This is a genomic window from Chryseobacterium populi, assembly GCF_000282115.1.
Taxonomy (GTDB): domain Bacteria; phylum Bacteroidota; class Bacteroidia; order Flavobacteriales; family Weeksellaceae; genus Chryseobacterium; species Chryseobacterium populi.
Genome location: NZ_AKJY01000003.1, coordinates 82,059 through 95,594 on the forward strand (window position 1 = coordinate 82,059; position 13,536 = coordinate 95,594).

Genomic DNA, 13,536 nt, shown 5'->3' on the forward strand with positions numbered 1-13,536 from the left:
TAATTATAAGCTGTTAGCAAAGACTTCAGGTGCAAAAAGTGTTTTTTATGGCTTCGGTTCTCAGGCTTCCCGCTTCCAGGTAACTCATAATTCATAACTCAAAACTTATAACTTCTATCAAGCTTTCATAGGTTTTAATCCCAATGTTTCCAGCATCTGCATATCTTCGGAAACGCCCGGATTTGGGGTCACCAATAAGGTTTCTCTTTCTCCTGTGAAAATAGAATTGGCTCCGGCCATAAAACACCATGCCTGCTCGGTTTCCGTCATTTCTATACGCCCTGCGCTAAGGCGGACCATTGAGGAAGGCATCACAATTCTTGCTGTTGCAATCATTCTTACCATTTCCCAGGAATCTACTTTTTCATTATCCTGAAGCGGTGTTCCTTCTACCCTTGCCAGGGCATTGATCGGAACTGACTCCGGATGCTTAGGCATGGTTGCCAATGTCAGCAACATGGAGATGCGGTCCCGGTGGGTTTCCCCAAGACCGATAATCCCTCCTGAACATACTGTGATTCCTGCTTTTCTTACATTATTGATAGTGTTGATTCTGTTATCAAAAGTGCGGGTCGAAATAATCTCTTCATAATACTGCTCTGAGGTATCCAGATTGTGATTGTAAGCATATAATCCTGCTTCCTGTAGGCGTACGGCTTGTTCCTCAGTTAACATTCCAAGGGTACAGCAGACTTCCAGTCCCAATTCATTCACCCCTTTTACCATATCAATTACACGGTCAAAATCACGGTTGTTACGCACTTCACGCCAAGCTGCAGCCATACAGAAACGTGATGAACCGCTGTCTTTTGCTTTTTGGGCATGGGCAATAACGGTCTCTGTGGGTAATAAAGCCTGTACTTTGATATTGGTGTGGTAGCGTGCTGCCTGTCCGCAATAAGAGCAGTCTTCCGGGCAGCCACCGGTTTTTATGGATAATAATGTTGAGATCTGTACTTCTGAAGGGTCGTGCCATTCACGGTGTATGGTAGCTGCTTTATAAATTAATTCCAGTAAAGGCTGATGATAAATTGCCTCTATTTCTTCTTTAGTCCAGTTATTTCTGATTTCTGTTTTTTTATCCGTTATCATAAGTTTGTTAATTGTTTTGCTATTGCTGTAATATTCTCTATTGTCATTGAATGTATATCAGGAAACCTGATGATTTTTGTTTTTCTTTCTGTATAATTAATGATAATCCGTTCCGTATCGGGTGGAAAAACTCCGTTGAGAATCAGGGTGTCTATTATCAGCCCTCTTTCTTTTAATGCCATTATTGAAAGTAAACTATGATTAATACATCCTAAATAATTCCTTACCACCAGGGCAACAGGAAGCTTTAGTTTTTCGATTAGGTCGATCATCAGTTCACTATCCGAAAGCGGGACCATCAATCCGCCTGCTCCCTCTACAATTAAAGGTTTTGAGGTTTGTGGTAGCTGAAAATCATTTACCCGGATCAGTTTATTTTCTTCGGCTGCAGACTGGTGTGGTGATGCAGCAAGCTTCAGACGGTAAGTTTCAGGATGACAGAATACATTATCTCCTGCCCAGTCTCTGATTTTCATGCTGTCTGTATAATGAAGGTCTCCCGATTGTATGGGCTTCCAGTAATCTGCATGAAAATATTGAACTAATACTGCCGAGCAAAACGTCTTCCCTACTTCAGTTCCGATTCCTGTTACAAATAATTTCTTCTGCATTTTTTAATTGCCTGATCTTTTAATAGTTTCACATAATTTTTCAATCTCCTCTTGCGTATTGAAGCTATGCAGACAGATCCTGAGACGTTCAGTACCTTCCTTAACAGTCGGACTATAGACTGCATAGGTCAGGAATCCATTTTCGGATAAATTTTGCTGTAAGGCTTTTAAACGCTGATTATCAGGAACAATAATCGCCTGTACCGGGCTGTTTTCTGCAGATGGAGAGTCCAGTCCATGTTTTGTGAAGTGGCTTATATTCCTTTGTAGATTTTCTTTAAGCTTTGGATGGTAATTTAAAAATTCATATCCTGTTTTTATAGCTGACCATTGAAAATCCTGTGCTGAAGTGGTGTAAATAAAAGGTGTTGCAAAATTAATCAGAAAAGATTTGATGAGTTCATTACTTAAAATGGTGGCTCCGTGCGATCCCAACGCTTTTCCGTAAGTGATTACCGTGGCCATCACCTTATCCTGCAGCTGATATTCTGTAACCAGCCCGTAGCCAAAAACTCCGAATGCATGGGCTTCATCTACGAATAATCCTGCAGAATATTTTTCGGCAAGCTGTGCAATTTCCTGAATCGGGGCGATATCTCCTTCCATGGAATACAGGCTTTCTATGGCAATAAAACATTGACCATTCTGTCTTTGAAGCTTTTCTTCCAAACTTGTAAGATCATTATGTTTGAATTTTATTTTTTTTGCATTAGACATCGTACAGGCATCGTGTACCGACCTGTGGATCTGTTCATCAATGATAATGGTATCAAACCTTCCCGGAAGTGTTGAAAATAGAGCAAGGTTGGCATTGTATCCCGATGGAAACAAAAGTGCTGCAGGGTAATCATGTTGCTTTGCAATATATTCTTCCGTTTCTGTGACCACAGGGCTGTTTCCGCTGATAAGCCTTGAACCGGTACTTCCAGATAATAATTCAGGATGGTCTGATACTTTTTTTAGCAGCAATTGCTGAAAGTCTTTGTTTCGGGCTAATCCCAGATAATCATTGGAGCAAAAATCAATTCCTTCATATTTTGGTCGTAAAAACCTGAATGTTCCTTCTGTTTTTCTTTTTTCCAATGCTTTTTTCCAATGGGAGAAATAACGATCCGGCATATCAGTTAAGCAGTGTTATTTCTTTGGCTATAGAATTCAGCCACTGATGATGAAGTTCTTTTTCAATATTCTGAACATGTTCTGCATGCAGCTTCCAGTCGTCTGAAAAATCATTCAGCTGATTGATCATTTCTTCCAGATGCCCTTCTTCTTCCAGAATAATTGATTTGACCATGATTTTGGATGATTCTTTGGTAAGAATATCCTGATAAACGGGATAAAGCTCATCGGCACGTACTTCTATGGCATATGTTACAAAAAGATAGGCGGCATATCTCAGCTCTTCCTTATTTAGCTGAAATGTCTTTTGCAGGTATTTGCAGGTTTTGATATCCAGAGAATGAAGATATTGTCTTGTAGCTGATGGTGCTAAAAGCTCGTGCAGCTCGTAGGTTTTACAAAGTTCAGGGTTCAGTTTTCCGATCTGCTTTTTCAGGTAATAAGCATGGCGGTGCTCTTCTGCGGCGTGTTTCAGCTGGATTTGAGTCACTTGTGTAGGATGCTCACAGCCGGATATTTTCCTGGCACCGGCATTCTCCATAAAGGATAATGTATTCAGCCATTTGGCATGTGTTTCATTATCCTGTACAATGGTTTGCAATAGATTGTGAAATTCCATTATTTTTATTTTGAACCAAATGTAGTATATTGTCGGATGGTTGTATGGTGCCAGTTTTAATATTATGGATAGTCCGGTTGAAATTCCTTATCAGAGTTTTGTGAAAATTAACAGAGCTTCAGATACATCGATGTATATGCAGGTGGCGAATCAGTTGATCAATGCCATTCAGAGAGGTTATCTTCCTTTCGGGACCAAGCTTCCCGGAACGAGAGCGTTGAGCAGGACGCTGGAAGTTCACCGGAATACAATCGTAGCGGTTTATGATGAGCTGTTTGCGCAGGGCTGGGTAGAGAGTATACCGAATAAAGGAACTTTTGTAATCGGGAAGAATGAAGAAAAGCCGTTGACATTTAAAGATTTTGAGAAAACCCATCTCGAGCATTATCCTAAAATAACCGGATTTTCTTTTAAAACTTCCAATATCCTGGATAACCCTTTTGAACATTCAGCTTGTGAATATCTTTTTAACGATGGGGTTCCGGACATCAGACTGACACAGATTGATCAGCATTCTAAAATTTACAGTTCGATTCTTAAACGGAAAGGGCACCATAAAATGCTGGGGCATTACAACCATGACGGAAGTGAATTTTTTAAGAAAAACCTGTCTCATTATCTTAATCTATCCCGTGGGTTACCGATTTCTAAAGATAATCTTCTGATTACGCGGAGTACGGAAATGAGTATCTACATTGTTTCGGAGGTATTGCTTTCTCAGGGTGATACGGTATTGGTAGGAGCTTTAAGTTATTTTTCCGTCAATATGATCTTCCAGAAAGCGGGAGTCAATATCCGGTCGATTCCCATTGATGAAGAAGGAATTATCGTTGAAAGTGTAAGAGAAGCCTGCAAAAAACAGAAAATACGGATGCTTTATCTTACACCGCATCACCACTATCCTACTACAGTTACCTTGAGCGCGCAAAGAAGGCTTGAGCTGCTGAATCTCGCCAATGAGTACGGATTTATTATTCTTGAAGATGATTACGATTATGATTTCCATTATGATAAAAGCCCGATTCTTCCGCTGGCCAGTGCAGATACAAGCGGAATGGTCGTGTATATCGGGTCATTCGGGAAATCCCTGGCACCCGGTTTCCGTACCGGGTTTATTGTTGCTCCTGAAAACCTGATGGCAGAACTGCGTAAATATTTAGGAATTATAGACCGGCAAGGCGATATCCTGATGGAACAGGTTTTAGGGGAAATGATTGCGGAAGGGGAAATCAACCGTTATCTGAAAAAATCACTGAAAATATACCGGGAAAGACGGGATTATTTTGCTTTGCTTTTAGATCAGTATGTGGGAGATTTTATTGAGTTCAGTAAACCTTCAGGAGGCCTTGCGGTCTGGGCTGAATGGAAAACTCCGGTCAACCTGATGCAGCTTGGGCGTGAATGTGCTAAAAATAATTTATTTATTCCCAAAACACTGCTCTATCAGAATAAGGAGCTTTCCGCAATGCGGCTGGGATATGGCCATCTGAATTTTGATGAGATGAAGAGCAGTATCGAAATTCTTTCGGACAGTGTGAAAGCTCTACATTAGTTAAAAAAAGTGTAAACCCAGTTACACTTTTCTTTATTTTGTTTTTCAATTTTTGTTTATTCCTGATTTCTTAATTAATCAAAGAACCTTTTTTCTTTTTATGACTCATCCGGTGGGCTTTCTTCCTCCTTGAATTTTTACTTTTCTTCTTTTTATTCAGCCACATGATAAACCCTGTAACCGGAAGTGAAAGGGCTATAATTCCTGCCAATAAATATAAAATCCGACCGGTCAGACCGAAGATGCCTCCTGTATGAAGGTCGTAGTTTCTTTCCCGTAAAGCGGTTCCGTTTCCGATATTCTGATCTTTATAGGACTGAAATTTTAAAATCTTTCCTGAATATTGATCGAAATTGTACTGATCATTCTGATATTGCTTATGGGCATATTTAATTTCAGCATAGTAGGTTCCTTCTTCTTTTTTCGGAAAAGTGATCAGTGCTGATTCTTTACTGGGAAGGCTTTTTTTTACAGTATTTCCGACAATAGTCAGTGCTTTTTTACGGTCTGAGATATCTGCTGCAGAAAGATCGCTTTTAACTTTTCCTTCTTTCTGGTGTTTTCCGTTCAGCGTATCCTGAACAAACCTGTCGATATCTTTGAAATTCCATATCACGGCGGAATAGCAGATCAACAGTAATGGAACGGCTGCATAAAATCCCAATACATTATGAAGGTCGTAATTCAGTCTTTTAAGATTAGAGGTTATTTTAATCATAAACATTCCCTTCAGCATATTTTTACTCATTTTACGCGGATACCAGATGACCAGCCCCGAGAAAATAATAATCAGGAAAAAAAGCGTGGTATAGCCTGTAATATTTTTTCCGATCTTTTCACCAAGCAGTAATCTCCGGTGAAGATTCTGTACGATTTCAAAAAAATCCTGTTTTGCATTTTCGACTTCAGCTATTTTTCCTGTGTACGGATTAATATACACCCTGTAATAATAAATGTAAGATCCCCAGAATGTCAGTGCTTCATCATCTATTTTCAGAGTACGGAATACATAGTTTCTTCCGGGATCTGATGAGATCTCTACTCTGCTGACTTTAAGATTGTCAGGCAGAGCCTTTTCAGCTTTAGCTTTAAGGTCGGGAAGTGATAATTTTTCTTTTTTTACAGAATCTGCAAAATACCTTTCAGGGTGAAACTTTAGTTTTAATTCTTCTTCAAAAGATAAAATACAGCCTGTAGCAGCCATAATCACAACTATAAGCCCGGACGTTAATCCGAGCCATAGATGTAATTGAAAGGTCAGTTTTCTGAACTCCATGATTTAAAATTTAAGGCTGAGTTCTGCTACAAAATTTCGGGGCATTTGGGCAACTACGACTCCCTGTCCTGCAAAATAAAGGGCATTGCCTATATTATTCATTTTAATTCCGAATCTGTATTTTTCTTTTTCAAGAGATACGGAAGCATTGACCAAAGTATATGCAGGAAACCTGAACTGACCTGTAGTGGTTTTATTCTCAGAAACCTGTTCACCCACATGGTTAACTCCAAAGCCTACTCCTATTCCCTGTAGTCCTTCGATCGGCAATATATAGCTGATCCATGAATTGAATATATTAGTAGGACCGGCAGATCCCGGCCTGCGGCCTTCTACAGTGGCATCTGCTTTTACAAATCTGCTGTCATTATACGTATATCCTGCCATAATATTCAATCCCTGAATAGGATTGGTTATCATTTCGATTTCAATTCCTTTGCTTCTCTGCTCTCCATCCTGAATGGTGATATTATAAGCTTCCCCATCCCTGATTACTTCGATTCCGCGGGACATATTATTGACTGTAATATCATAATATCCAACAGTGAAATTGAACCTGTTTCTCCACAGATTGGCTTTCATACCTGCTTCCCACTGGTTGGCCAGCTGTGGTTTCAGGTTTCCGCTGTAATCCGGAAGTTCCTGGCTTACCGGAGCTACATAGCTGAATCCGTTCATATAATTGGCATAAGCAGATAATTTATCTTTGAATATCTGGTATACCATTCCTAATTTAGGTGACCATGCAGTCTGGGTAAAATCTCCTGAACGGGTATTATTATTCAGGTTAAGCTGGCCTCTGCTTTCGTAATGGTCGACACGCAAACTTAATAAAGTGATCCATCTGTCGCTCAGATAAACAGCGTCAGAGATATAAGCTCCATAGATATTACTTGAGGTGTAATCTCTTACCATGCTTGCCTTTGATTTCTGGATTTTCTCAATTGCCAGATCTCTGGATATGGCTCCGTAGCTGTTCTTAAGGTCCTGCCCGTTGATGGTATCATATTTAATAATAGGAGAATTGTTATTACGTAATGACTGGTTTAAATAATCCAGCCCGATCAATATTTTATTTTTCACTTTTCCTATGTTAAACTGCCCGTTGAAATTCTGCTGAATGCTTGTAGAAGCCGCTTCAGAATTCTGCTGCTGAACATTACGTTCCAGTAAAGCATCACTTGCATTTCCTCTGATAAACTGGTATTGGTAAAGCCCTTCGGTTTTTTTGAAATTTCTCGAAATGATGGTTTGAGAAGTCCAGCTGTCAGAAATTTTATAATTGATCTCTGCTTTTACATTGATTGAAGGTGCTTTCAGTGTCATATCATTGTTGGAATAAGAACGTTTCCAGTCAAATCCGAGTTCCTGGGGAGTGCGTGCAAAAAACGGTCTTGATCTTGAAAGGAAAATAATCGGGGTGTTGGTTCCTTCGTAATTATAGATCTGTGCTCCGAGGTTGAACTGTAACCGGTCATTCACCTGGTAGCTGAATTTAGGGGCTACAAAGAATGATTTCCTGAATTCAGAATCCCTGAAACCGTTCTGATACTGGTAAGCCGCATTTAATCTGAATAATGTTTTACGCGAATCTGTGATCGGTCCGTAAACATCGGCAGTTACACGGTTCAGGTTATAGCTTCCGAACAGGTAAGATACCTCACCACCGAAATAATCTTTAGGTTTTTTGGTCACAATATTAATCAGTCCTCCGAAAGAAGTTACCGCTCCGCCGTACAATGTTCCGGATGGCCCTCTGATCACTTCCATACGCTCAACATCCGCAGGATCAATTTCTCCGTTGGTATTGGCAGGAACGCCATCTACCATTGAAACTCTGGTAGGAAATCCTCTCAGGCTGTAATAAATGCTTCCGTCTCCTGCTCTTCCCGGGCTCCCCTGCATTTTTACGATACCGGGAACATTTTTAAGCGCTTCCGAAAGATCGGTGGTCAGCTGTTCCTTTATGATCTGTTGATTGATGCTGGTATAAGACTGCGGGTTTTCCAGGTTTTTAAGGGGCATTTTTGCGACGGAAGTACTGTCTTTATCGAGAAATTTGTTCCTGCTGTAAGCGTAAACCGTTACTCCTTCCAGCTCATCGCTGTGCATCGCTGCATAGATCGTAGGAATTTTGAAAACATCTTTCTCTATCCGGATTTTTTCCTGTAAAAGTTCAATATCATTCACCAAGACCTGAAGAATGTAATCTCCGGGAGGGACATGATCAAAATAAAAATCTCCCGAACTGTTTGTTTTTGCCTGATAAGGAGTATTTATCAATCTTAAAACAGCATTTTTTACAGGTACCTGCTCAGATAGCATAATTTTGCCGTGAACACGCTCCTGCTGCTGGGCAGAAACAAAAGCCGGAAAGCTTACAAGAATAAAAAAGAGGATCAGTGTTTTAAATGTTTTCATGCTGTAGGGTTTGTAACAGTGGATAATTTATTTTACCGTTTTGTGATAAGGGGAAATGAGTTATATATTCGATATTTACGTATTGTGGATTGATGCGAAGCTTTTCCTTAATAATATCTTTAATTACCTGCGGATCTAAATCCTGGTTATCATAAAGAACAATGATCTTTTTATCATTGAAATTCAGGCAGGCGAAAGTGTTTCCTTCCAGTTCGTTTTTAAGGATAAATTCCACTTCATCCAGATTAAGGCGTATCCCGAAAAGTTTCATGATCCGCTTGATCCTTCCTGTGATGTAATAAAGGCCGTTTTGTCCTTTCCTTGCGGTGTCTCCGGTGTGCAGAGTCCGGGGCTGCTCATAAGTTGCGAGGTCTTCCAGTCTATTGGCATAACCACCGAAAATTCCGGGATGTGAGAACAATAATTCATCCGTGTCCGGATCAATCTGGAAATTTCCGCCATGAACGGGTATCCCAATGGAAGTTTCTTCTTCAAGAAGTCCTGCCGTCGTCAGGTACGCCATTCTTCCGCCTGCCTCGGTCTGGCCATATTGTGCAAAAAATTCTTTTTCGTACAGATTACAATAAGAGAAAATAGTTTTCCTCAGTTCGGCATTGATCACGCCTCCCGTATGAGTCATATATCTCAGGCTTTTATTTTCTTTTTTGAAGAATCCGATCCTGTTGAGATTTTCATAAAGATAAGGAACACCACCCAACGTACTGTAGCCATGTTCTTCCATTTCATCCCAGAAAGCTTTCTGCATGATATCTTTGTCTGTACAGATAATTTTCCCTGCACGCATAGAGTTTGTGGTGAAAATCGAGAATCCGTAGACGAAATTAATGGGAACATTTAAAGGCACCACGTCTGTTTCACGGATGGGCATATACTGAAGGATGCTCAATGCATTCTGGTACAGATTTTCATCGGATAGTTTCACCAGCTTTGGAATCCCTGTTGTTCCCGAGGTGCTCAGCAGGATTTTTATTTCAGGATGAATGCTTACTTCATACTGATAATTTTCTCTTACAAAGATGGCAATGGTCTCGGAAAAGTTTTTTAACTCATAACCGTCAATTTCATTCCTGCCAGGATCAAAAATATATTTCGGACGATATTCCGCTTCCATCCGGGTTTTGAATTCCGGGTGAAGTTTCTGTCCCAGCAATGCAATGGCATGAGCGGTACTGTAAAAATTGAGAAGAACCTCAATTCCGGGTAGCCGGTTATCATTATAAAGAAAGATCAGCCCTTTTTCAACCGGATTTAAGCCCAGTGACCTGTATAATGTACCTGCCGGAATATTTTTACCACCGGAAGCCTCTGCAAAAGAGAGGCTTCTGTTGGCTATGATATTTTCTAAAATTTTCATAGTACTTAGATTTCTACGACTACATCGTATTTTTTCATTTTTTCACGAATTTTACCTACTGTTCCCATATCAAGTACGTCATCAAACTCAAACTTGATCTGGTAAGAGTTTTCCAGGGCTTCTACAATCAGGAGATGAGACATAGAATCCCACTCCGGAATCTGCTGGTAGGCAAGATCTTCTTCAATTAATTCTTTTTTCACTGCAATTGCTCCTGCAATCACTTCATAAAATTTTTCTGTTGTGTGCATGTTAAATTTTTATAGTTTTCCATTTACCATTTTTAAAAATCAATAAGAATAATACGGCCAGAACTATTTCTGAAGAAACAATAGCTGTAAATATTCCTTTTAGTTCCCATTGGAACCGTATTCCCAGGAGGTATGCCAGTGGCAGCTGGATGATATAGAACATGATGATGTAAAGCAAAGTCACCTGCATAATGTTTCCGGCTGCATTGAGCGCACGGCTGATCACCATGGTGAAACCCAGCAGCAGATATGCCATAGATACTACATGAATGTATTGTATAGCGTAATGGGCCACATCAGGATCCGTTGTAAAAATTTTTACCACATGTTCTGCAGCCAGTTGCCAGAATAAAGCCACTGCAATGAGATAGGTCATATTGATAGCACCTGCACGCCATACCGTTTTCTCGGCACGGTCATAGTTTCCGGCACCCAGATTCTGACCTGTTAAAACTCCTGTTGCATTTCCGATTCCCCAGGCCGGCATTGTTGCGACGGAGGCAATGCGCTGGGCAATGATATATCCTGCCAGTGCGGTAGTACCGAAAGTGGAAATAATTTTTACCATGATCAGCCAGCTGGAAGTAGGGATAATATATTGAACCAGCCCTCCGAATGCAATTCTTAATATTTTCATTAGCAGCGGCATATCCATTTGAAATTTCACCAGGATACTGATGCTTGTTCTGTTTGAAAATAAAATGAAGAACTGATAGATTACGGCCAATAATCTTGATACAACTGTGGCATAAGCTAATCCCATTAATCCGGAAGCGGGAACAGGCCCAAGTCCGAATACCAGGATTACTGCCAACAGGATATTGGAGATATGACAGATCCAAAGGGATTTCATGGCCAGATCAGCATCTCCTGCACCCCGGAAAAGCCCGTTGATGGAGAGACGCAGAATAACCAGTCCGATACTCATAAACACCAACCGGGAAAAAGGCTGCCCATGGTTTACGATATCAGATTTAACTCCAAAGAAATCCACAATATAGGCGGCAAAACAGCTTGATAAACCACCGATCAGTATTGCGAAAATCAGGGCGAGTAAAATAATGTAATGTGCTGTTTTACTCATTCCTGCACTGTCTTTCTCCCCTGCCCGCCTTGCGATGAGTGTGGCTGCTGCAATTCCTAAACCTACAGCAACAGCATAAGCAAAATTGATGTAGTTATCGGTAACTCCGACAAGCGTAAGAACTTTTTCTCCTAATTTTGCGATAATCAGAAGGTTTATGCTTACAAAAACAGATTCCATCACAAGTTCCATCACCATCGGGATTGCCAGGCTGAAAATAGAACGGTTGATACTTCCGGAAGTCAGGTCAACCTTTTTTCCGGCCAGCGCTCCATAGACAAAAACCATTCCTCCTCTCAGAAGCTGCAAGAAATTCTTCATATCGCTGCTACAGAATTTTTATTAGCTACATGATATAGCGGATTAGGTAAGGCACCGTCTTTTTTCGGGATCGCAAATGCTTTATTTTCATTATATCCGTTATTTTTCAGACGCAGACTGTTGATGTAAAACCTCTTGAATACCGGCACATACAAATCGTATTTTTCATATCGTTCCTGTAAATGCGGGTTGTCATTTTTATAGCTTTCAATACAGCTGTGAACAAGTGTCCAGAATTGATTTTCTTTAAAATCCGAATAGCTGTGCAATACGTCTGATAAATATCTGAAGAAGGCGTCAAATACTCCCAAAAGAATAAATAACGGCACATTCTCTTTATTGGAAGACTGGATCAGGCCGTCTGCCAAGTGGGAAGGCAGCTTTTCCCTTGCTTCTGTAGTCAGTACGATATCATCCACAAAATCTTTGATCACAATTCTTTGGGGAATTCCGTTTTTCAATACCAGCATGATGTTTTCTCCGTGCGGAGTGACGCATAAAGAATGGGTATAATAAATGTGCAGTAAGGGCGTAAGATAAGCATCGAGATATAAAGCAATCCATTCTTTGATACTGATCCCTGCTTTTTCTGCGAAAGCCTGAACCAATGAAACCCCATCGTTATCTACATAAAGTAAGGAAGCCATGGTCACCATTTCTTCGTCTTTTGTCAGATAAGATCCTGCACTTTCACGCCATAAGGCACCCAAAAATTCATTGTATTGGTAAGGTACATTCTGAATGGCTCTGTATTGCGGATGCAGATAAGTGGTAGAAGCTTCTTCCCCTAAAAATAATGTTCCTTTACCTGCAAGATATTCATCGTCTTTGATAAGACCTTTTACCCAATCGGTAATGGAGGGTGCAATCTTCATCTGTTTTGGAGATAACCCACGGATATTCCCTGTGCTTAAGATAGATACTGCCGTTTTTAAATATCTTTTTTCAGGATATTCTGTATTAAATAAAGTACGGATGCTTTGCTGCGGACTGTAGATATCATTTCCTTCGCCGAGATAAACTAAAAGACCTTCTGCAATATCTCCTGCAAAATGAATTCTGAGTTTATTCTCCCACTGCCACGGATGTACCGGGATCAGGTTATAATTTTCTATAGATTTTCCATCGTCTGCAAGAATCTGTTTAAATTGCTCATACAGATCATTTCCTGTTTCCGAGCGGTAAAACGCTTCTTTATCAATATTTTCCAAAGCATGGAAACTCGATCTGTCCTGATGGGCAGCCAGCCATAATACTTTTAAAGGCCGATCTGCTTCAGGAGCAAAATTCTGCAAGTCGGTAGGTGAAAAGCCTAAACGGCTTTTGTTCACGATTACCCACGGATGACCTGTCATATTATGCTCTATCACCTGATAGCCTGCTTCTGCCAGCTCTCCGGAAGATAATGGTCCTTTAGCCAGGATCAGCGCGTCGCAATATAAAGTATGCAGTAACTCTTCCGTATATCTTGCCTGTGTATTGGAGTCCAGATCAAGTACCGGCTGCATTTCCAGAAAGAACTGCGGAACATCAAGGGATGAGCTGACTTCATTATTTTCAATCTTTGTAATACTGTATTTATCGATATGCCAATAATCCATCAGTCTTTTCTGGCCTCTGAAACTATATTTTACAGCTTTATTTCCTGTTTCAAGCCTGAACACCGTATATCCTGCTTCATCTTCGAAATCGATAACGGGTTTTAACAGTTCTTCATGCATGAGTTCGGCAATGGTTTTTGCCATCAGGTTTCTGTTGGCCTGTTTCCAGTGTTCATGGCTTATTATGGTATTGTTCAAAATTGTATTCATTTTT

General features: G+C 40.4%; 11 protein-coding genes. 1 reads left to right on the plus strand and 10 read right to left on the minus strand.

All coding sequences use genetic code 11. The features are described from left to right. Nucleotides 1–117 precede the first annotated feature (117 nt). Genes bioB through PMI13_RS01320 form a run of 4 tightly spaced genes read right to left on the minus strand, consistent with a single transcriptional unit; the run spans nt 118 to nt 3,441 of the window. Nucleotides 118–1,092, minus strand: a complete 975-nt coding sequence (gene bioB, locus PMI13_RS01305) for a biotin synthase BioB (RefSeq protein WP_007839842.1) — start codon at nt 1,090–1,092, stop codon at nt 118–120. Continuing rightward, nucleotides 1,089–1,703 (minus strand): dethiobiotin synthase, encoded by a 615-nt coding sequence (gene bioD / locus PMI13_RS01310; RefSeq protein WP_007839843.1) that lies wholly within the window; start codon nt 1,701–1,703, stop codon nt 1,089–1,091. The genes bioB and bioD overlap by 4 nt, the downstream gene beginning before the upstream one ends. Before the next feature lie 3 nt (nt 1,704–1,706). Next, nucleotides 1,707–2,822, minus strand: a complete 1,116-nt coding sequence (locus PMI13_RS01315; RefSeq protein WP_007839844.1) for an aminotransferase class I/II-fold pyridoxal phosphate-dependent enzyme — start codon at nt 2,820–2,822, stop codon at nt 1,707–1,709. A gap of 1 nt (nt 2,823) precedes the next feature. Further along, entirely contained in the window at nt 2,824–3,441 is a 618-nt protein-coding gene (locus PMI13_RS01320) for a hypothetical protein (RefSeq protein WP_007839845.1), read from the minus strand. A 64-nt stretch (nt 3,442–3,505) separates the two neighbouring features. Here PMI13_RS01320 and pdxR point away from each other — a divergent pair, with 64 nt between their 5' ends. Beyond that, nucleotides 3,506–4,993: a MocR-like pyridoxine biosynthesis transcription factor PdxR gene (gene pdxR / locus PMI13_RS01325; protein ID WP_007839847.1), complete on the plus strand. Its 1,488-nt coding sequence runs from the start codon at nt 3,506–3,508 to the stop codon at nt 4,991–4,993. Between the two features lie 70 nt (nt 4,994–5,063). Here pdxR and PMI13_RS01330 read toward each other — a convergent pair whose 3' ends face one another. Genes PMI13_RS01330 through PMI13_RS01355 form a run of 6 tightly spaced genes read right to left on the minus strand, consistent with a single transcriptional unit; the run spans nt 5,064 to nt 13,532 of the window. Beyond that, nucleotides 5,064–6,269 (minus strand): PepSY-associated TM helix domain-containing protein, encoded by a 1,206-nt coding sequence (locus PMI13_RS01330; RefSeq protein ID WP_007839859.1) that lies wholly within the window; start codon nt 6,267–6,269, stop codon nt 5,064–5,066. Between the two features lie 3 nt (nt 6,270–6,272). Next, nucleotides 6,273–8,690: a TonB-dependent receptor gene (locus PMI13_RS01335; RefSeq protein WP_007839866.1), complete on the minus strand. Its 2,418-nt coding sequence runs from the start codon at nt 8,688–8,690 to the stop codon at nt 6,273–6,275. Further along, nucleotides 8,677–10,065 carry an AMP-binding protein gene (locus PMI13_RS01340; protein WP_007839868.1) on the minus strand — a complete coding sequence of 463 codons (1,389 nt, stop codon included), beginning with the start codon at nt 10,063–10,065 and terminating at the stop codon, nt 8,677–8,679. Before PMI13_RS01340 ends, PMI13_RS01335 begins: the two co-directional genes overlap by 14 nt. A gap of 5 nt (nt 10,066–10,070) precedes the next feature. Then, nucleotides 10,071–10,316 carry an acyl carrier protein gene (locus PMI13_RS01345; RefSeq protein WP_007839869.1) on the minus strand — a complete coding sequence of 82 codons (246 nt, stop codon included), beginning with the start codon at nt 10,314–10,316 and terminating at the stop codon, nt 10,071–10,073. 1 nt (nt 10,317) lies between these two features. Beyond that, the gene (locus PMI13_RS01350; RefSeq protein WP_007839870.1) at nt 10,318–11,721 is read right to left on the minus strand and encodes an MATE family efflux transporter; all 1,404 of its coding nucleotides are present in this window, start codon (nt 11,719–11,721) and stop codon (nt 10,318–10,320) included. Beyond that, nucleotides 11,718–13,532 (minus strand): IucA/IucC family protein, encoded by a 1,815-nt coding sequence (locus PMI13_RS01355; RefSeq protein ID WP_007839872.1) that lies wholly within the window; start codon nt 13,530–13,532, stop codon nt 11,718–11,720. The genes PMI13_RS01350 and PMI13_RS01355 overlap by 4 nt, the downstream gene beginning before the upstream one ends. Nucleotides 13,533–13,536: the final 4 nt, after the last annotated feature.